The organism is Xanthobacter wiegelii, assembly GCF_043193855.2.
GTDB classification, from domain to species: Bacteria; Pseudomonadota; Alphaproteobacteria; order Rhizobiales; family Xanthobacteraceae; genus Xanthobacter; species Xanthobacter flavus_A.
This window is the reverse complement of record NZ_JBAFUY020000002.1, coordinates 13,121-32,849: the sequence shown is the minus strand read 5'-3', so window position 1 is coordinate 32,849 and position 19,729 is coordinate 13,121. Positions and strand designations below refer to the sequence as shown.

Genomic DNA, 19,729 nt, shown 5'->3' with positions numbered 1-19,729 from the left:
TGCTGCTCAGCCTGGGGGTGGACGTCCCAGAGGGCAGAGCACTGCGCCCTAAACACGGACGGCGTGGCGAAGCTCAGGGGTGACATGACTGATCCTTTTGAATCACCAACCGTGTTTTCGATCGGGAGTGGGCCGGCCATGATCGCACGTTCGGCGTCTTGATAAGTTCATTCGAATGAACTAATTGTTGGACGAGGAAAATGCAATGGCAACAGAAACCACATCGCAGAGTGGTCACGACGCCCGGAGCGCAAAAACCCGTGAGCATCTCATCGAGGCGGCGATCGAGGTCGTCGGCGCCGTGGGTTATGAGGGGGCGAGCACACGCGCCCTGGCAAAGGCCGCGAACGCGAACCTGTCGGCCATCCCGTATCATTTCGGCAGCAAGAAAGAGCTGTATCTCGCGGCGGCGCAGATGATCGCCGACTATGCGCGGGGTCGCTTCGCGGAAGTCACCGCCTTGCTGGATGAACCTGCGGACGCCGATCCGGCCAGCCGCTTCGAAAAGGCGCTCATCCACCTGCTGCACATCGTTCTCGATGATGCCGAGCCGCACTCCTGGACGTCGTTCCTGGGGCGCTGCACCTACGACAACGACGATGCCTTCGCCCTCATCCACGATCAGGCCATAGCGCCGCTGCTCGACCGCCTCATCCGCTCCGCAAGCGTAATCTCCGGACAAAAGCCCGGTGAAGCGACCTTGCGGCTGCGCATCAGCGCCATCGTCACCGCCATCATCGGCTTCCGCTTCCTGCGCGGCATCATGCTGCGCGGCATGGACGGGGAGAGCATCCAGGCCGGCTATGTCAGGCAGATGGAGGACATGGTCCGCGATCTGTGCCGCAGCGATTTTCTCCGCGCGTCGCAGCCACGGTGATCCCCGGCTGCGGCCGCCTTTTCAGGCCCCGTCATCTTAGCTTCAGCACCCGAAAGGACAGACGTCATGAGTGACCAATCCTACCCGCACGAGACCATCGTCTGGGTCAAGCAACGCCTCGACGAGCTCGATGCCATCATTGGCGAGGTGGAAAAATCCTCGGCCGAACTGGAGGGCAAGGTCCGGGCCGAGGCCGAGCAGGCTCTCGTCAAACTCAAGGAGTCCCGCCTCACCATCGGCAGGCAGTACGACCGGCTGCTCGCCGAGGCCGACGACGTGAAGCAGGGCGCCAAGGAGTTGCAGGACGCCCTCGACGACGAATGGGTTGAGGTGGAAACTTCCCTCCAGTCCTTCCTCGCGGCCGCCGCGGGCGAAGCGGGCGCGGTGCGTCGGCTCGTGGTCGCTCGAGCCGATGCGCAGCGCCAGTCGTGGGAAGCCTCGCTCCAGGCGTTCCGCGACCAGGCCACCGAGACGGTGGAAAAGGCCCGGCAGGACCTTGATGCCGCAATCCGGCGCCTGTCCGACGAGGCAGACAAGTTCCAGGCGAAGATCGGAGAAGCGAAGGACGCCGGTGACGAGTCGTGGGCGGCTGTGAAGACCGGCCTCGCTGAGGCCAAGGAGGTCCACGATCGCACGATCGAAAAGATCAAGGGCGCATTCGCCAAGCTGTTCTGAGCTTTGTGGCGCTCGGGTCCATCGGCCTCTTGAAGCCCCAGTGGAGATGAAAATGAAGACTATGCGCTCAAACATTTTCGGGCTCGCGATCCTGGTTCCCGCCCTGGCGATCGCCGGCCCCAGCGCGTTCGCCCAGGGTGCTGCGACGCCCTCTCCGGCGCAGGGGGCCGGCCAGACCTCCGTCCCCCGCCAGGCCATTCAATGGACCCAGGACCGCCTCGCGGAGGCCGACGCCACCATCGCTGCGCTGGAGCGCAGCGCCGCAACGCTCACGGGTGAGGCACGCGCCAAGGCGGATGGCGCGATCAAGACGCTGCGTGAGCAGCGCGATGCCTATCGGGCGCAGGCCGACGCGGCGATAGCCAATGCGAAATCTTGGACCGAAGCGCAGGTGAGTGCGGCTCAGGTCGGGCTCGATGCGAGTTGGGCGGCATTCCAATCGGCACGCGATTCCTATCTGGACGCAGCCAAGGCGGACCTCGCGACGCGCCGGGCTGTGCTCCAGGCGGAATTGGAGGCTCGGCGGACAGTCTGGCTGCAATCCATCGAGGATCTGCGCACACGGGCAGATAAGGTCTCGGACGACCAACGCGCGGCCATCAAGGCGCGCGTTGCCGCGCTGAAGGCGCAGGTCGATGATGCTCAGGCTAGGCTCGCGCGGCTCGAAGAAGCCTCGAGTACAGCCTGGAAGGCTGTACAGAAGAGCTACGCCGATGCCAGGGCTCTCTTTTACGAGACCTATCGTTCGATTCGAAAGGCGATCGACGACGCGTCAAAGTAAAAATGTGTGTTTCGGCGTCGATGATTGAGTATGACGCAATTTTGGTGGAGAAGATCTAAGTGCCAGACTCGACACTCTACAAAGGATAGCAACAGCTTGCGAGGCGCCTTGTCATGAGGCGAAGATTTGCGACGATGATCCAAGCTTCGGCGCTAGCGATGGTTCTCTCGACATCCTTTGTGAGCCTGCGGCAGCGCCCGAGCCAGGCGAAAGTGCGTTCAACGACCCATCGTCGCGGCAATGGCCTGCCAGAGGTCTGGAACGGTCCGTGCGGCGGCCTCTCGCAGGAGTGCCTTGAGCTTGGAGAAGGCATTCTCGATCGGGTTGAAGTCGGGACTATAGGGCGGCAGATGACGGGGCTGATGTCGCTGGGCCACGCGCTCTTCATCGGCCTCGGCGCCTACAGCGTCGCCTGGGGTGCCTCGGTGCAGGGCTGGCCGCCGCTGGTGACTTGGCCGATGGGCGTCGCCATCGCGGTGGCGGCGGCGGCCGTTATGGGCATGCTCTGCTTCCGCTACGGCCTGCGCGGCTATTTCTTCGCGATCGCGACGCTCGCCTTCAACGAGGTGGCGTTCTTCTCGGTCTCGGCCAGCGCCGCGCTCGGCCGCTCGGACGGGGCTCATCCTGCCGACCTCCTCGGAGGGGTCTGCTGATGCTGCAGTTCTTCGACAAATGGCCCTATGGGCTGATCATCGGCACGGTGCTGATCGCGGCGCTGGCGATCAGGCAGTACCTGCTGACCTCCCGCACCGGCTATTACTGGCGGGCGCTGCGCGACAACGAGGAGGCGGCGGAAGCACTCGGCGTCGATGCGCGCGCCTACAAGCTGCGCTGCTTCATGCTCAGCGCCGGCATCTCGGCGCTCTGCAGCGCCTTCTACGCCAATTACGTCGCCTTCGTGGACCCGCGCTCGATGCTCGGGATCGACCTCTCGATCCAGATGCTGGTCTATTCGATCATCGGCGGCATGGCCCTGCTCTGCTGCCGCCAGCGCATCCAGACGTTTGATGCGGGCCTGGTTCCAAGCCTTATCCTCGGCGGTACAGATGCCCTTTTCCTTCAGATTGCGCACCGCGCCCTCGTGGAAGGGGAGATCGAGCCGGGAATGACCCGATTGCTGGAGCGACCACCGGCTCATGATGGCCGTGGTCTTCTTGTAAAGGCCGTAGGTCTCGTCGAGCGCCTTGATGAAGGCATAGACGTCGGCGGCGGACTTGTCCTTCAAGGTCGCCACCACCGGGTAGCGGTAGGCGGCCATGGAGATTTTCTCACCCTTCTTCAGGCCGGCGGCGATGTCCTCCTCGAAGGGGCCCATGATGGGCAGCACCTTGTGACGGGCGGCCCAGCCCTTCTTGTTGTTGGGATCGAGCGGAATCCAGCGGATGCCGCGGGGGGAATCGGCTTCGGTCGGTGCCCACGCCGGGGTCGCGAAGTCAAACATGCCCTCGGCGATCAAGGGCCGCAAGCGCCGCATCGTCACCGACACGCTTGGCCATCTGGTCGGGCTCGTCGTCCACGGTGCCGATATCCAGGATCGAGACAGGGCCGTCGAGGTCCTGAGCTCGATCCGCCATCGCTATCCCTGGTTGCGTCACGTCTTCGCCGATGGGGGCTACGGCGGCGAGAAACTGAAGGGACGCTTGACCAGGATCGGCTCCTGGACCCTGCAGATCGTCAAGCGCTCCGATCACGCCGGGGGCTTCGAGGTTTTGCCGAAGCTATTCCGGCCTTCACGACCGGCGAGTGCCAGAACTACTTCGAGGCCGCCGGATATGAACCGGTGTAAGGAGAAAATGCTCTAGAGCGTTTCAGCGTTTGCTTGAATCGACGGGGTTCCAGTTTTCGGGAAGTTGTGATTCAAGATGCTGGCTGGGCGGAGGCCAGCATCGCATGGTCCGACCTCTATCGACTGACCTGCGGGAGCGGGTTGTTGCAGCGGTTCTTTCCGGAGAGACGAGCCGAGCGGTTGCGGCGCGGTTCGGGGTTGCGGTCTCCTCGGTGGTGAAGTGGTCGCAGCGTCATCGAGCGACGGGCTCGGTGGCACCGGGCCAGATGGGCGGCCACCGCAAGCGGGTACTTGAGCCGCACCGCGCCTTCATCGCGGAGCGGATCGAGCAGACGCCGAGCCTGACGCTGCACGCCCTGAAGGGGGAACTGGCGGCGCACGGGATCTCGGTCTCGCATGACGCCATCTGGCGGTTCCTGCGCCGAGAGGGGCTGCGCTTCAAAAAAAACGATGTTCGCCCTTGAGCAGGCCCGAGCCGATATCGCACGTCGCCGCCAGCGCTGGCGCAAACATCAGCCCAAGCTCGACCCGAGCAGGCTCGTCTTCATCGACGAGACCTGGATCAAGACCAACATGGCCCCGCTCTATGGTTGGGGACAGAGCGGCAAGCGCCTGCGCGGCTTTGCGCCCCACGGCCATTGGAAGACCCTGACCTTCCTTGGAGCCCTGCGCGCCGATGCCCTGACCGCGCCTTGCGTCTTCGACGGCCCGATCAACGGTGCGTGCTTTCGCGCCTATGTCGAGCAGGTGCTCGTGCCCACGTTGAAGCCCGGCGACATCGTCATCATGGACAATCTGGGCAGCCATAAATCCGAGGCGGTGCGCCATCTAATCAGGGCGGCCGGCGCCAGGCTCTGGTTCCTGCCGCCTTATTCGCCTGATCTCAATCCAATCGAGCAGGCCTTCGCCAAGATCAAGCACTGGATGCGCAAGGCCCAGAAGCGAACCATCGAAGACACCTGGCGCCATGTCGGCGAACTCGTCCAGGCCATCGACCCAACCGAGTGCGCAAACTACCTCAAAAATGCTGGATACGCTTCAATCAAAACATGAAACGCTCTAGATGACCTGCTGCCCTGGGCCTATGCCCCCGCGCCACTCAAGGCCGTGGCCTGAGAACGGCGGTTACGATGGGTTGGACTATGGACAAAAAGAGCAACAGCGATAGCAAGCTTCTGAACGTTACCTCTGGAAATCGAGTGTGTGTAATCTATTCTCGACGGGATGATTCGATCTCAATACACATTGAGAAAGATATGTTTGATTGAATTACACAATATTTGCTCGTATATTCGGAAAATATGCTAACTCAATGCGCAGTGCATTCACAAAATGCGATTTCAACGACAGGGGCGTGGAAGGAGGCATATATGAGGAAATTTATATTTGAACCAAGTATACTGGTGCAAAAAGGAGATATGTCTATCGATCGAATTTACGGAAGCTTAATGGAGCTATGTACGAGTATAAATCGTAGTGGAACCGATTTGCACCTTAACTTTGAAGTGGGAAGCGCGCTTCTTCGTGTTGCATGCAATGCATTTCTAATGCGCGTTGAAGCGGATGACTTGGTGGGATGTCATTCCATGAAAGTCGTGCTCGAAGGCACAGCCGTGGAAATTGCCGGTCTCAGAGCCGATCCGGGAAGTTTTGATTCCTAATCATTGGCTTGTGGCCAGGCGCCTGAGCATGAGGCGGATCATGGCGAGGCGGACGAAGGTGGCAGCTTTGCGGGCATGGCATTCATAGTCCCGGGCGAGGCGGCGGCACCGGCTGATCCAGGCCAGCGTCCGCTCCACGATCCAGCGCTTGGGCAGGACGACGAAGCGGTGGCGGTCACAGCGGCGCACGATCTGCAACGTCCAGGTCCCGGTCCGGGCGACGGCCGCTTCCATCTTCGGTCCCTGGTATCCGGCGTCGCCGATGACGCGCTCCACGAACGGGAAGCTCCGGCGCGCCTCCCGCAGCAGGTCTTCGGCGCCATCGCGGTCCTGGACGTCGGCCGGATGGACGGTGACCGCCAGAAGCAGGCCCAGCGTGTCGGTCAGGACGTGGCGCTTGCGGCCGAGCGTTTTCTTTCCGGCATCGTAGCCGGACGGATCGAGCGAAGCCCCCCTTTGAGCGCGCCCTTCGCGGTCTGGCTGTCGATGAGAGCTGTCGTCGGGCTGGCCTCGCGGCCGGCCTGCTCGCGCACCTCGACGTAGAGCGCGTGGTGGATCCGCGCCAGCGTGCCGTCCCACTCCCACAGGTCAAGGTATTCCCAGACGGTGCTTTTCGGCGGCAGGTCCTTCGGCAGCGCCTTCCACTGACACCCGGTCCAGAGCACGTAGAAGATCGCGTTCAGCACCTCCCGGATATCGACGCTCCTCGGCCGCCCGCCCCGCTTGCCCGGCCGGATCAACGGCCCGACCAGCGCCCATTCCGCCTCGCTCAGGTCGCTGTCATAGCGAAGCCCTCGACGATCCGCCTTCTTACGATGCTCCGGCTTCCACACGGTGCCTCTCCCGATTCAACATCAGGAGGGAATCACAACTGACTCCCGCGACTCAACTTCTTTTCGGATCGGCTCTCAAACAATCGTCAATTCTCTGGATCGCCGCTAATTCGGTGCCATTCGCGGCATTGGCAGATCATCCGATCGTACCGAGGATCTAGCTGGCCACCGCAGCCGGCGGATCAATGCAATCTACTCTAAGCCGCTTCCCTGGCGTTTCACAAATCTGACCGCCCGGAACTGCGCGCCGAGCTTGCGCATTGCATCCTCACCCGCAAGGAACGCGCCGACCCTCGCCGCGTCGGCTGAGATCTCAGCCGCTACGCGAAGGATCATTCCGAGAGGGCGCGCGAGGAACTCGCCGAGATTGGTTCGGCGCTCCTCTGCGCGATCTCGGAATTGTCCCCGAGCTGGATACGCATCCACTTGGCCAGACCCTATATGTGATGTCTGGAGAAGGATGGTTTCAGCTCGATGGCGAGTCCGCGAGGGAAATTCGGCCCGGAGACACGATATGGATCGCGCCGGGCGAGAAGCACTGGCACGGTGCATCCGCCCATAGCGCCATGCGGCATCTGGCGATCCAGGAAGCGCTGGACGGCAAGCACATTACTTGGCTCGAGCCGGTATCCGATGAGCAATACCCGTCGCATGCTCCGACTTGAGTGTGGATCGGCGCGGCATATGATCCTTGATCAGTGCCCGACAATGCCCCGTCCGAAGCGGGTCAAATCCGTTCCAAAAGATCCCGGAAGTTCATCATGTCGGTGGTCATCGGTGGGTCTTTCGGTCTGGCGTTGGTGTAAGCAACCAGACCCTACCGGAACATCCCCGGTGACCACCTCAGCCAAGACCTACACCACGCCTGGGGACACGATCCCAGTCCTAGCCACCGCCTCCGATGTCGTTATCTTGTTGTAGTTCCGAAAATATCTAATGACGAAATTATATTATTTTTGGGAGCCGCGCAGTTGATTTCAAATATACCAAGCTGTGGCAAATCATTCTCGACCCCTCCATTCCAAAGGGCGCTACAAGACTTCCGCTCTTTAGCTCCCACTCCACTCTTATGACCGTAATCAAGAGTGACGTGCAGGCTTCTTCGGCCCATGTCTTTGCCACAGGCTTGGTTTGTCGTTGATGGGCAGCATGGGCAGGGCTGTTCAACCCTAGGATCTTTGGTGGTCGGCGCGGCCGGGCTGGAGGCGAAGAAGGCTATTCCCTCGAAGCCTTTTGTCTGAATCTATGGGGAGCAACCGTTTATGAGGGTTGCTCGGATGGCCAGCACGTTGCTGTCGTTGTTTTCCCAGATCCCCGATCCGCGTCGAGGTCAGGGTCAGATGTACCCGCAGGCGCCGATCCTGCTGTTCACGGTGCTGGCGATGCTGGCCGGAGCGCAGTCGTATCGTCAGGTCCATGCCTTCATCCGCGCCCACCTCAAGCGCCTGAACGCCGCGTTCGGGATATCGGTGTGCGACGCGGCAATCAGCATGAGAACGCGCGACAATCAAGGTGAGAAAGTCTTCTGACGCTTGCGGCGCAGGGAGGGCGTAGCCCGACCGGAGGCGCAAGCGTCAGAAGACTTGGCCTGAGCTCCCGCCGGGAGCGCGGGCCGACTGTTGATCGTGACCGGCTGGAGGATTGGATGGATCTCTTCGTGAAGGGATCCGCCATTGCCCGGCCGCCATGTCACCGATCACCAGATGAGGCTCTACATGACATTCCGACAGACAGACGGCCCCGCGGTCTCGGCCGCGAAGGCGTCGATCAGCACAGCCACCGCCTATCGCTTCGAGCAGGATCACCGACCGCCCTCGGCCAAGGCGGAGCCACGCGGGCGTCGGCGCCCTGATCCTCTCGTCTCGTTCTTCGACGCCGAGGTGGTGCCGATGCTGTCCGCGGCGCCGGAGTTGCGCGCGGTGGCCATCTTTGAAGAGATGCAAAGGCGCCATCCCGACCTGCCCGACGGCACGCGGCGCACGCTGGAGCGCCGGATCCGCTCGTGGCGGGCCCTGCATGGTGCGAACCAGGAGGTGATTTTCCGCCAAATCCATGAGCCCGGCCGGATGGGACTGTCGGATTTCACCGACATGGCCGATCTGGCCGTGACCATCGCAGGCGTTCGGCTTGACCATCGGCTCTATCATTTCCGCCTCGCCTACTCCGGTTTCGCGCATGCCCATGTCATTCTCGGCGGCGAAAGCTATGTGGCGCTGGCGGAAGGATTGCAGAATGCGCTGTGGGCCCTGGGTGGTGCGCCGCACGAGCATCGCTCCGACAGCCTCTCGGCGGCGTTTCGCAACCTCGACAGCGACGCGCGCGAGGACCTGACCCGGCGCTATGACGCGCTGTGCCTACATTACGGGATGGAACCGACCCGCAACAACCGCGGTGTCGCGCATGAGAACGGGTCGATCGAAGGTCCGCACGGCCATCTCAAGAAGGCGGTGGAGGATGCGCTGCTGATGCGCGGCACCCGCGACTTCGTCGATCTCGCTGGCTATCGCCTCTTCATCGACGAGATCGTCAGCCGCAAGAACGCCCATCACGCCAAGCGTATCGCCGCCGAGCGAATTGTTCTGCAACAGCTGCCCGGCCACCGGACCTGCGCCCATGAGGAGACGATCGTCACCGTCACCTCCTCGGGCGGATTCACGCTCAAGAAGGTTTTCTACACGGTGCCGTCACGGTTGATCGGCCATCGCCTGCGGGTCCGGCTGTATGATGATCGCCTCGAATTGTTCATCGGCGCCACCTTGCTGATGACGCTGGCGCGCGGTCGCGCCGCCACCACCGGCAAGCACGCCCATGTCGTCGACTATCGCCATGTGATCCATGCCCTGCGGCGCAAGCCGATGGCGCTGCTCAATCTCGTCTACCGTGACCAGTTGTTCCCCCGCGACGCCTATCGCCTGACCTTCGACCGGCTGCTCGAACAACTCCCGGACAAAGCGGCGTGCCGCCTGATGGTGGATCTTCTGGCACTCGCCCATGACCGCGGCTGCGAGGCGGATCTCGCAGCGCAGCTTACCGACGATCTCGCGGCGGTTCGACTGCCCGACATCGCCGCCCTGCGCACCCGCTTCGCGCCAGATCCCGCCTCGCTGCCCGAGGTCGTTGTCCATCTCATGCCGCTGATCGCCTATGAGGCCCTGCTTGGCACCGACATCGGAGAAGCAGCATGACCCACAACATCGACCGGGCCCGACTCATGCTGATGCTCAACGATCTCCGCCTGCCCGCAATCAAGCAGAATTGGCCGGATTTTGCCGAACGGGCGGACAAGGAGGGCTGGCCTGCCGCACGCTTCCTCGCGGCCCTCGCCGAACACGAGATCGCCGAACGCGACCGCCGCCGCTTGGCACGCCATCTTGCCGAGGCCCAGTTGCTGCCGGGAAAGACCCTCGACAGCTTCGACTTCGACGTGGTGCCGATGATCTCCAAGGCGCACGTGAGGGCGATCTGTGCCGGTGACAGCTGGATCGACAAAGGCGCCAATCTGATTCTTATCGGCGGACCTGGCGGCGGCAAGACGCATCTGGCCTCCGCCGTCGGTCTGGCGCTGGTGGAAAACGGCTGGCGCGTGCTGTTCACCCGCACGTCCGACCTGGTGCAGAGACTTCAGGTGGCGCGGCGCGAACTGGCATTGGAGGCGGCCATCGCCAGACTGGATCGATTCGATCTGCTGATCCTCGATGACCTCGCCTATGTCAGCAAGGATCAGGCGGAGACCTCCGTCCTGTTCGAGTTGATCAGCGCCCGATACGAACGCCGCTCCACCCTGATCACCGCCAATCAGCCATTCGGGGCCTGGGGCAAGGTCTTCCCGGATCCCGCCATGACGCTGGCCGCAGTTGATCGCCTCGTCCATCACGCCACGATCTTCGAAATCAACGTCGACAGCTACCGCCGTCGTGCCGCACTCGAACGCAAGAAAAAAGGCGCCGGACGGCCGCAGAGCTACGCGACAATCAACGATCTCGAAGCCGTGTCGCTGCCCGACAATCAAAACGAAACTTAGCGCTTGTCAGCGACAATCAGACCGAACAACATCGTTCCCGTTGCGGTCACAGTTTCTCATCCTGATTGACGCATTTTCTCACGCAGATTGTCGCGCCATAATCGGTGCGAAAGGCTCCGGCCTACTCGACGGTGCGCTTCATCCTCCGCGGCCTGGACGCGGCCGCGGTCGAGACCGTGTTCCGCCAGCACGCGGCTGGATTGCCGACACCGGCGCACGACGAGCGGGACACGGCCAAGCCTGCTTGCGTGGCCATCGACGGCAAGACGCTGCGCGGCAGCTTTGACGCCTTCAACGACCGCAAGGCGGCCCATGTGCTGAGCGCCTTCGCCAGCGATGACCAGATCATCCTCGGCCACCTGGCGATCGACGATAAGAGCAACGAAATCCCCGCCGCCCAGGATTTGATCGCCACCCTCGGCCTGACCGGGCGCCTGTTCACCCTTGATGCCATGCACGCCCAAAAAAACCTTCGCCACCGCCCTGGAGACCGGTAACCATCTCCTGGTCCAACTCAAGGAGAACCAGCCCAATCTGGACGCCGACGTCCGCGCCATCGCCGACAGGCGCCAGCCCAGCGACACCGCCTCCTCGCGCGACATCGCCCGATCCCGCCAGGAGCAGCGCACCGTCGACGTCTTTCCCCTCGGCGACGCCCTCGCCAAAAGCGAATGGCAGCCCTTCATCAAGACCATCATCCGCGTCACGCGCCAGACCTGGCTCCGCCACGCCGCCACCGGCCTGTGGACGCAACGCGCCGAGGTCTCCTTCTACGTCTCATCCGCCCAAGGCCTCGCCGCGCCCATCTGGGCCGAGATCATCCGCGGCCACTGGGGCATCGAGAACCGCAACCCCTATGTCCGCGACGTCTCCTGCAACGAGGATCGCAGCCGCATCCGCCACAACCCCGGCATCATGGCTCGCGCCAGAAGCTTCGCTCTCAACATCCTCCGACACAACGCCACCACCAACGTCGCTCAAGCCCTCTGGAACGGAGCACTCAGCCTCGATCTCATCCTCGCATACCGCGCTCTGTAATCAGCGCTGAACAGCCCTGCACTTCCGGCGCGGGATTTCATCGATGATGACAACGTATATACTGTATAAAGTGGAGTATAAGAAGTATATGCGAATGAGCGGAAGTGTCAATGAACCCGTTGCAAAATAGGTAGGGATTGGCGGCATGAAGCGTGGACGGCTCACGCAACCTCAAAGAACGCGTATTCCGGCCCGGTTGATCGTCGTGATCCCTTCCCGATGCAAACCAGCCGGTTCAGCCAAGACAGGTTGGGTTCTGATGCTTCAAAGCTTCCGGTCACGTAGTAATAGTAACTTTCAGGGTCAACGGCCTCTCCGCTCGAAACGCGTGCCAGTATCTCGGGGTCTCCCGCGCGTATGCCGGCATAGTGCAAGATGACCAAGCTTCCCTCGTCGGTCTTGAGCGGCAAGCGGACATCAATCTGCATGCAGGACTGATCATCATTGAGCGTGATCCAGTCGGTTCCACCCGGGAGAACCTCCCCCGACACGCGTCCTTCAAATCGACCGCCGGAAACGGGGGCAACTCGGCGATAGCCCCGTGGAGTCACACCCATATTATGGTGCGCGCCGACGCGAAGTTTGAGGTAAAATAGAGGTTTTAAGGAAATTTCGTTGCTCAAGAGGGCCTCCATGAAGGCTGGAACTGGCAGTGGGCGAGCTTTGTAGATCGCATTGGTATTTGGGCTCCGAAATTGGTGCGCGCGAGATGCCGTGGCCTAGAACTTCTGCGGTCCCCACTGCGTGGTTCGCTCCGGTCAGGAGCCGTGTTCACGCGGTGCGACCGGTAAAGTTCAGTGGTAAACCTGCTGAAGGCCACGGCATGGTGGCGAGCCTGCCGCTGCCGGACAGAGTAATATAGGCGGTACGCAGGTCATCCCCACCAAAGCAGATGTTGGTGGGGTAAGGATCAGGCATTGTCCATTGCCGGAGCAAAGTCCCGTCGGGACTGATCTCGCTGATGGCGCCGGATACGAGGGTCGCGACACAGATCACGCCGGCCTCATCCACGGCAAGGCTGTCGAACCGCTGGTAGCCTCCCAGCCCGGCGACAAGCCGGCCGCCGTGCGGTGAGGGCCAAGGTAGCTTGCGCACCACCCCCGGAGCCTGGATATCAAACGCCCAAAGCCGTGCCGTATCTGTTTCCGTTACATATAGAATCCGACCATCGGGAGACAGGCCAACCCCGTTTGGCGCCAGCAACGGTGCTGCAACGGTTGTGATGTGGGTGCCATCAATGGACGCATAGTACAATGCGCCATGGTCACGTTCATGCATTCGGACCTTGCCCATATCCGAAAAATAGAAGCCCCCATGGGTATCGAACACGATATCGTTGGGCCCGCGCAGCGGCTGCCCCTCACAGGACGTATAGAGGACCCGGATTGCTCCCGTGACGAGATCGACTCTCTCGATGCGTCCACCGGAATAATTGGACGCTTGGAGCGTCGGCCGGAGCACATCCCGCGTCTCCAGCCACTCAAAGCCACCATTGTTGCAGACATAAAGAGCGCCGTCCGGACCAAGCGCAGCTCCATTTGGCCCGCCGCCCGTTTCGGCGACAACGGCAACAGTACCGTCAGGATAGATTCGGGTGACAGTGCCGCGCGCAATCTCCACCAGCATGATGGAGCCGTCTGCACAAAATACCGGACCCTCCGGGAAGAGTAGTCCATGGGCAAGGATGTGTAGTTCAGGAGACTCCATCACGATTTCCTTCACAACCTTCGAATACGGATTGAAACGCCGTATGGCCGGCGACATCGCCACTTACCCCAGAGCGATGCGGCCACCGGGGCCAAAACTCAACACTAGACCATCCAACCGAGATGAAAGACATTCTCCGAAGATTCAGGCATCGGGAAATGCTCTCGAATCCAATAGCTTCCGTGCCGTTGAGTCTTGACCCCGGAGGACCTAACGATGTCTGCCGCCGATACGACGGATTTGGCCTAGGCCGGGAGAAGCCCCAACTCGGCAGCCTTGATCTGCAGAGCGAGATACTTTGAATAGATGCGGCACTGGGAGAATGCGCCGCCTGTGAACCACAGGCCAGGCTGGCCAGTCCGCATCCACATGCTGCGGAGCTCCTGGGATTCGTCGAATCCCCAGATGCTGCCGACGCGCTTGGATACATCCTCCCCGAACAGCGTGCGCACGACGTGATCCAACCCTTTGTAGCCGGTCGCCAGAACCACAAGCTCGCCTGGTACGAGCCCTCCATCCCGCATGCGCACACCGGAGGCTTCAAACCCCTCGATGTCGTGGTACTGCAGCAGCCCAACCTCCTTGTTGGCGATGAGGTCGGAGCCGCCCACGTTGAAGTAATAACCGCCACCACGGGTCCGGAATTTCAGCGGCCAACCGAACTCGTCAAAGTCCAGTCGGAAGCCTGCCTCCTGCAATCTCTTGTGCAGAGGCGCATCGTACTCGCGCGCCTTCACCGTCAATAGCCGGTGTGACTGCTTCATTACTTCCAGCGGAATGGAGGCGCTGAGCAGATCCCGGTCGATGATCGAAGGCCCCTTGCCGTAAAAGATGCCGTCATACAGCTGAGCGCTCGGCTCAATATTGATGACTTCCGTCGGGCTGCGCTGCACCATGGTGACATAGGCGCCATGGCCGTGCAGATCCTGGGTAATGTCGTGCGCGCTGGTGCCAGTGCCAAAGACGAAGACATTCCTGTCTTTGTACTCAGCCCCATTCCTAAAGGCGCTGGAATGCACGACGGCCCCGCTGAAATTCTCTAGCGTCGGAATTTTTGGAATGTTGGGCGTGCCGCTGACGCTGGTGGCCATGATGATGTGGCGCGGGCGCATCACCCTCTGCGAGCCGTCATCCAGACGCAAGCGAGCCGACCAGTGGGCGGCCGCCTCGTCATAGGTCGCGCCTTCGAACTGGGTGCGCGTCCAAAAATTTATGTCCAACGCTTCGACGTAAAGTTCCAGCCAATTGGCGATCTTGTCTTTGGCGATGTAGTTCGGCCAGGTCGAAGGAAACGGCAGATATGCCAGATGATTGCTGGGCGTCTTGTTGTGCAGCTTCAGCGAGTGGTAGCGATTGCGCCAGTTGTCGCCTATGCGCGCCATGCGATCCACCACCAGCGCATCAATCCCCTGCGCCTTGAGTGCGGCAGCTGCGCTCAGGCCGGAGTGCCCTCCTCCAACGATCAGGACAACGGGATCGCGGTCGGCAAACCGCCGTTCCTCCTCTCGTCTGTCCAGCCAGTTCGGACCATGCCAATCCCGCTCGAAAGGCGGTTCCTCCCGACTCAGGCGAACGGTTTCCTCATCATGCCCACCGATGCTCTGCAGCGCAGTCAGCAGGGTCCAGGCCCGGGGGACGGAATCCACCGCGTCGGCGCGCTTGATGCGCACCACCCCCTCACCGTGCCCCACAGCCGTCTCGAAACGCAAGATCGCTTCGACCACCGCGTCACCCGCCCGCTCGGCAAATGTCGGGGCGGCACGCTCCTCGTCGATCCGGAAATCCCGGGCACCACTTTCGCGGGCAGCATCGAGCAAGGCAGGCGCGATCGCATCTTTCTCGCTGATCGTGCCCAGGGTCCATCGCAACGCTACGATGTCACGCCAATGAGCATCGTGACGGAACAGTATCCGTACCGCGTCGAGATCGCCGGATCGCATCGCTGAGTTCAGTCCGGTGAGCCAGGCCTGAACGATCTGCTCTGGTGCCTGGTCCAATGACGGCGTGTAGAGGTTATTCATGTTTCCTCCGTTCTTTTAGCTGCGTGGCCAGGAAGCCTGGATTCTGATGAACATCAGAATCCTTGCAGCGCAAGGGTGCTGATAAATTTTGTGTTCTGGAATGCCTGGAGCCCCTCCAGCCCGCCCTCGCTACCGAAGCCGCTCTCCTTCACACCGCCGAATGGCGTTTCGGGCAAGGAGACCGTCCAGTGGTTGAGGATCACGTTTCCGGCCTCTATCGCTTCAGCGACCGCATGAGCGCGGCGCACATCGTTTGTCATCGCATAGGCGGCAAGGCCGAACGGCAGGCGGTTGGCGCTCAAAATTGCTTCGTCGAAGGTCTCGAACGGCCGGGCGATGGCGAGCGGGCCGAAGGGCTCCACATTCGCGGCCATGCAGTCGTCGCTGAAATCGGTGAGCAAGGTCGGCCGGTAGAAGAAGCCGGCATTGCAGCAACGCTCACCTCCGGCGGAAAGGCGGATTCCGCGGTGGCGCGCATCCGCCACGAACTCCTCCATAGCTTCCACGCGGCGCGCATTGGCGAGCGGCCCCATACCCGTTGCCGGATCGAAACCATCGCCCACCGTGATGGCCTTCGCCGTTTCCTCGAATGCGCGGGCGAAGCGCTCATAGATGCCGGCCTGCACGTAGAATCGGGTGGGCGAGGTACAGACCTGTCCGGCATTGCGGTACTTGGCGGTTGCGGCGGCTACGCCGACCTTCTCCGCGTCCACGTCGTCGAACACGATCACTGGTGCGTGGCCGCCAAGCTCCAGGGTCATGCGCTTCATGCTCTGCACCGCCTGACTGGCGAGCAGCTTGCCGATGGCGGTGGAACCGGTGAATGTGATGCCGCGAATCACCGGCGACGACAGGAGCTTGCCGGAGATCATGGCGGGATGGCCGAACACCATGCTGAGCACGCCCGCCGGCAGGCCCGCCTCCTCCAGCATGCCCGCGATGGCGAGCGCGGTGGCGGGGGTCTCCTCCGAGGGTTTGACGATGACCGAACAGCCCGCCGCCAGCGCCCCGCCGATCTTGCGCGACGGAGTGATGGCGGGTGCGTTCCAGGGGGAGAAGGCGGCAATGGGACCGACGGGCTCCCGCACGCTCATCTGGCGCGTGCCCTCCGCCCGCGACGGGATGATCCGCCCGTAAGAGCGCTTGCCCTCTTCTGCATACCACTCGAACATGCCGGCGGCCTGTTCCACCTCAAGACGCGCTTGAGCGAGGGGCTTGCCCAACTCGCTGGTGACGAGAAAGGCAAGGTACTCTCGCCGTTCGCGCATGAGGTCGGCGGTGCACTTCAGTACCTTGGCCCGATCCACTGCGGAAACCCGCCGCCAGACGGAAAAGCCCACGTCGGCAGCGGCCAGCGCCTCGTCCAGGTCGGCTTCGGTCGCGAGAGGCAAGTCCGCGAGGCGCGCACCCGTGGCCGGGTTCAGCACCGGCTCGGTCGTCCGCCCGCCTCCTTTGACTTGGCGGCCGGCGACAACGAGATGCAGTTCGGGATAGGCGAAAGCCATGGCGAGACGTCCTAGTCACAGTCGAGGAAAGCCGCAGGCGGCAGAAGCACGTTGGCGATATCGGCACAGGCGGGGTGACGGAGCGCACGTACCCGCCGAGTGCAGACCACGAGCAGCAGGTGTGCACTTCGCGCCCGTGGAGGAAGGCGTGGCGCAGGGCCGGAACCTCATGGGCAGACGGGCTCACTGAACCGCGTCCGCTGGTAGCGCGGCCAGTTCCAAAAGAGAAGAGACATCCGCGCTCTCCTCCACGGCAAGCAGTTCCACAAGGAGGCGCTCCGCCGCCTCCGTCCCGAGCACGGGCGCGACGAGGCTGCTGAACTTGCCGTGCAGCCCCGCATCATCGAAGGGCACGAGGCGCGAGCCGAGCGCCTCTTTTGCCTCTCGCACGAGGGTGCCGCCCAGCGTGCGCACCGTCACCCGGGCCGGACGAAAGTCGGGATAAAGCCTGTCAAGATCCGGATCGACCCGAACGGAGACCCTCGCGCCGATCGCGGCCAGCGCCGGACTCTGCCGCACCTGCGGCGTGAAATCGGACAAGGTGATAGCACCGCGGGCGAGGCCCAGCGCCATGATGAAGGGAAAGGAGAGCTGGGCGCTGGCGAAATCGCTCCAGCCGGTATCGCCGTGCTTGGCGGCGATGGCGTAGGTCTCGACCTCAATGGCCTCCACTATATCCGCATTCAAGCCGTGCTCGGCGACGAGGCCCATCAGTGCCTCCACGGCCGGCTGGATATGACGGCAGCAGGCGTAGGGCTTGATGTAGCAGTCGGTGATACCGAATGGCGCGGCGGGAGGAAGCGTGAGCCGCCGCGCCCGCGCGTCGCGACCGAAGGCGAAGGCCTGGAAAAAGCCGTCCGCTGCCTCGAGCACATCCGGTGGCCCGCCAACGCCCCCGGCCGCGAGCAGCGTCGCGATCAGCCCCTCGCGGGCGGCGTGGCCAGCGTGCAGGCGCTTCACGTCCCCACCCCCGCCGAGAAAGGCAAACAGGCCGCCGGCGCCGCTGGCGGCGAGACCGAGGGCGTGGCCGAGACCAGCCTCGTCCAGGCCTGCGAGGCGGCCGACAGCCATCGCGGCTCCCAGCGGCCCTACACAGCCGGTCGGGTGGAAGCCGCGCTGCCGGAGGTCCGGATGGCAGGTCCGAGCCACCGCCGTCACCGTCTCGTAGCCAGCCACCAGCGCTTCCAGCAGGCGCACGCCGGATACCTGCCGGCCATGGGCATGGACGAGCAACGCAGGCACCACGGCAACGCCAGGATGCACGGAGCCCTGGCGATAGCCGTCATCAAGCTCGATTCCATGGGCACCCGTGCCGCCCAGATGAGCGGCGTCAAGCGCATCTACCCGACGCGTTCGGCCGGGGACGGGAACAGCACCAGCCGGCCTCACCGCAGCCAGCACGCCGTCGAGCCGTGCCGCCACGTCGCCGGCGCAGCCCGCCACCATGACGCCGACGGTATCGAGCAGGTGCCGGCACGCGGCGTGTCTCACCTCGTCGTCGAGGTCGTGCCACGACAGGCCGGCGACAAAGGAGAGAAGGGCGCGCGTCTCGCCAGTGGGAGGTATCGTGGGGGCAGCATCCACCATGGCGCGGTTCAGACCTTGGTGGCTTCGATGAGACGGATCATGGCGGGATAGTAGGCACGCCCGTACCCGGCCTTGCTGGTCGCCTCCAACATCTCCCGGGTGTGCTTCGCTGCCTGTGCGTCGATGCCTCCCTGGCTCGCCAGCTCGAGGGCCAGCTTTATGTCCTTGATGGCGTAGTCGGTCGGGAATGTCTGCTCTGGGAACGTATCGGGTACCAGCGATTTGAGGCCCGGCGTACGCAGGGCGAAGCTGTCGGCGGAGCCCTTGGACATCACGTCGAACAGCAGCGCGCCATCGACCCCGGCGGCGCGGCCGATGGCGAGGGCCTCGGCCAGCGCGTTGACGGTCATGAAGACCACCATATTGTTGAGAACCTTCACCACTTGCCCGCTGCCGATACCGCCGCAATGGGTGATGTCCGTGCCCATGGTGGCGAGGAACGGGCGCACCGCCCCGAATACCTCCGGCGTGCCGCCGACCATGATGGAGAGCGTGCCGTCCTTCGCCGCCTGCCGCATACGGGCGACGGGAGCATCCACGAAAGTAATGCCATGGGCTGCCATGCGCTCGGCGAGCTCGCGGGTAAGCTTCACCGGGCTGGTGCTCATGTCCACCACGGTGTGCACCCGGCCCTTGGCGGCGGCGATGCCGCCAAGGCCGAAACACACCTCCTCCACCTGCGCGCCGCTGGGCAGGGAGAGAAAAATCACGTCCGCCGCCCGCGCCACGCCAGCGATGGTGTCGGCCGGTTTGAGACCGATGGCAGTCAAACGCTCAATCGGTTCGCGCTTCAAATCAGTGCCGGTGACGGGCAGTGGGCTCTTGCGGACGAGGTTGGCGCACATGGGCTCACCCATGACGCCGAGGCCGATGAAGCCGAGGCTCCCGATTGCCTTCATGTCACGTACTCCTTGGGAAATATTCGGACCCTGGCGATCGATCAATGCGGCGAAATCCACAGGCCACGTCTTCCCGAAGCCGCCTCTTGAACACGCCACCTTATTCAACATTATCGTTGAACATTAGCTCGACCATCGACCAGTACTGGGTTCTGCAGAATGCTTGGGCCAAAACGCAACGAACTGCCATCCCGTCGATCCAAAAGCGCTTCAGCCACGCCCTGTCTGGAAACACCCAGAAATTCAACGACGCCCGCGCCGTCGCGCTCTGGCACTCCGAAGTTCGAAGAATGGCGCTGCCCGGTCTTCTTCCCGCATCCCGATGCACCGTCTTTCTT

Annotated in this window: 16 protein-coding genes and 5 pseudogenes; 12 read left to right on the top strand and 9 right to left on the bottom strand. The window is 62.7% G+C overall.

Annotated features, from left to right (window positions below; translation table 11 throughout):
* The first annotated feature begins 205 nt into the window (after positions 1-205).
* The 3 genes from V5F63_RS24780 (at position 206) to V5F63_RS24770 (ending at position 2,333) form a co-directional block, all read left to right on the top strand.
* Positions 206-877, top strand: a complete 672-nt coding sequence (locus V5F63_RS24780; protein ID WP_394025559.1) for a CerR family C-terminal domain-containing protein — start codon at positions 206-208, stop codon at positions 875-877.
* Between the two features lie 66 nt (positions 878-943).
* Positions 944-1,552, top strand: coding sequence for a hypothetical protein (locus V5F63_RS24775; RefSeq protein WP_348848213.1), 609 nt, complete (start codon positions 944-946; stop codon positions 1,550-1,552).
* A 52-nt stretch (positions 1,553-1,604) separates the two neighbouring features.
* Positions 1,605-2,333: a sll1863 family stress response protein gene (locus V5F63_RS24770; RefSeq protein WP_394102965.1), complete on the top strand. Its 729-nt coding sequence runs from the start codon at positions 1,605-1,607 to the stop codon at positions 2,331-2,333.
* A gap of 76 nt (positions 2,334-2,409) precedes the next feature.
* Here V5F63_RS24770 and V5F63_RS24765 read toward each other — a convergent pair.
* Both V5F63_RS24765 and V5F63_RS24760 read right to left on the bottom strand, forming a co-directional pair.
* Positions 2,410-2,574: pseudogene (locus V5F63_RS24765) on the bottom strand (transposase); the annotation flags it as partial.
* Positions 2,552-2,686: pseudogene (locus V5F63_RS24760) on the bottom strand (transposase); the annotation flags it as partial. The pseudogenes V5F63_RS24765 and V5F63_RS24760, both read right to left, overlap by 23 nt.
* A 9-nt stretch (positions 2,687-2,695) precedes the next feature.
* Here V5F63_RS24760 and V5F63_RS24755 point away from each other — a divergent pair.
* From V5F63_RS24755 to V5F63_RS24740, 4 genes and pseudogenes are all read left to right on the top strand, one after another.
* Complete coding sequence (locus tag V5F63_RS24755; protein WP_394025562.1) at positions 2,696-2,986, top strand: hypothetical protein; 291 nt, start codon at positions 2,696-2,698, stop codon at positions 2,984-2,986.
* Positions 2,986-3,273, top strand: a pseudogene (locus V5F63_RS24750) (ABC transporter permease subunit); the annotation flags it as partial. The gene V5F63_RS24755 and the pseudogene V5F63_RS24750, both read left to right, overlap by 1 nt.
* A gap of 511 nt (positions 3,274-3,784) precedes the next feature.
* A pseudogene (locus V5F63_RS24745) lies at positions 3,785-4,051 on the top strand (transposase); the annotation flags it as partial.
* Positions 4,052-4,223: 172 nt separating this feature from the next.
* Positions 4,224-5,172, top strand: a protein-coding gene (locus V5F63_RS24740; protein ID WP_394102964.1) for an IS630 family transposase whose coding sequence is annotated in 2 segments (ribosomal slippage) — positions 4,224-4,559 and positions 4,561-5,172 — 948 coding nt in all. Because the reading frame shifts where the segments join, the coding sequence is not laid out codon by codon here.
* 608 nt (positions 5,173-5,780) lie between these two features.
* Here V5F63_RS24740 and V5F63_RS24735 read toward each other — a convergent pair.
* Positions 5,781-6,613, bottom strand: a protein-coding gene (locus V5F63_RS24735; protein WP_394102963.1) for an IS5 family transposase whose coding sequence is annotated in 2 segments (ribosomal slippage) — positions 5,781-6,245 and positions 6,248-6,613 — 831 coding nt in all. Because the reading frame shifts where the segments join, the coding sequence is not laid out codon by codon here.
* A gap of 260 nt (positions 6,614-6,873) precedes the next feature.
* On the opposite strand from V5F63_RS24735, the gene V5F63_RS24730 reads away from it, so the two are divergent.
* From V5F63_RS24730 to V5F63_RS24710, 5 genes and pseudogenes are all read left to right on the top strand, one after another.
* The gene (locus V5F63_RS24730; RefSeq protein WP_394102962.1) at positions 6,874-7,278 is read left to right on the top strand and encodes a cupin domain-containing protein; all 405 of its coding nucleotides are present in this window, start codon (positions 6,874-6,876) and stop codon (positions 7,276-7,278) included.
* Between the two features lie 612 nt (positions 7,279-7,890).
* On the top strand, positions 7,891-8,142 hold the full coding sequence (locus V5F63_RS24725) for a transposase family protein (protein WP_509210852.1): 252 nt from the start codon (positions 7,891-7,893) through the stop codon (positions 8,140-8,142).
* Positions 8,143-8,286: 144 nt separating this feature from the next.
* Positions 8,287-9,798, top strand: a complete 1,512-nt coding sequence (gene istA / locus V5F63_RS24720; RefSeq protein WP_425590893.1) for an IS21 family transposase — start codon at positions 8,287-8,289, stop codon at positions 9,796-9,798.
* The gene (istB, locus tag V5F63_RS24715) at positions 9,795-10,634 is read left to right on the top strand and encodes an IS21-like element helper ATPase IstB (protein ID WP_394103213.1); all 840 of its coding nucleotides are present in this window, start codon (positions 9,795-9,797) and stop codon (positions 10,632-10,634) included. Before istA ends, istB begins: the two co-directional genes overlap by 4 nt.
* Positions 10,635-10,738: 104 nt before the next feature.
* Positions 10,739-11,672: pseudogene (locus V5F63_RS24710) on the top strand (ISAs1 family transposase).
* A gap of 161 nt (positions 11,673-11,833) precedes the next feature.
* Here the strand turns inward: V5F63_RS24710 and V5F63_RS24705 are convergent.
* The 6 genes from V5F63_RS24705 to V5F63_RS24680 all read right to left on the bottom strand — a co-directional run bounded on the left by V5F63_RS24705 (position 11,834) and on the right by V5F63_RS24680 (position 19,391).
* Entirely contained in the window at positions 11,834-12,295 is a 462-nt protein-coding gene (locus V5F63_RS24705) for a DUF3237 domain-containing protein (protein WP_348842177.1), read from the bottom strand.
* Positions 12,296-12,443: 148 nt separating this feature from the next.
* Complete coding sequence (locus tag V5F63_RS24700) at positions 12,444-13,379, bottom strand: SMP-30/gluconolactonase/LRE family protein (RefSeq protein WP_348842178.1); 936 nt, start codon at positions 13,377-13,379, stop codon at positions 12,444-12,446.
* A 245-nt stretch (positions 13,380-13,624) separates the two neighbouring features.
* Positions 13,625-15,400: a flavin-containing monooxygenase gene (locus V5F63_RS24695; RefSeq protein WP_394103147.1), complete on the bottom strand. Its 1,776-nt coding sequence runs from the start codon at positions 15,398-15,400 to the stop codon at positions 13,625-13,627.
* A gap of 53 nt (positions 15,401-15,453) precedes the next feature.
* The gene (locus tag V5F63_RS24690) at positions 15,454-16,905 is read right to left on the bottom strand and encodes an NAD-dependent succinate-semialdehyde dehydrogenase (protein WP_348842180.1); all 1,452 of its coding nucleotides are present in this window, start codon (positions 16,903-16,905) and stop codon (positions 15,454-15,456) included.
* A gap of 183 nt (positions 16,906-17,088) precedes the next feature.
* Complete coding sequence (locus V5F63_RS24685) at positions 17,089-18,492, bottom strand: MmgE/PrpD family protein (RefSeq protein ID WP_348842181.1); 1,404 nt, start codon at positions 18,490-18,492, stop codon at positions 17,089-17,091.
* 8 nt (positions 18,493-18,500) lie between these two features.
* Positions 18,501-19,391 (bottom strand): NAD(P)-dependent oxidoreductase, encoded by an 891-nt coding sequence (locus V5F63_RS24680; protein WP_348842182.1) that lies wholly within the window; start codon positions 19,389-19,391, stop codon positions 18,501-18,503.
* Between the last annotated feature and the right edge of the window lie 338 nt (positions 19,392-19,729).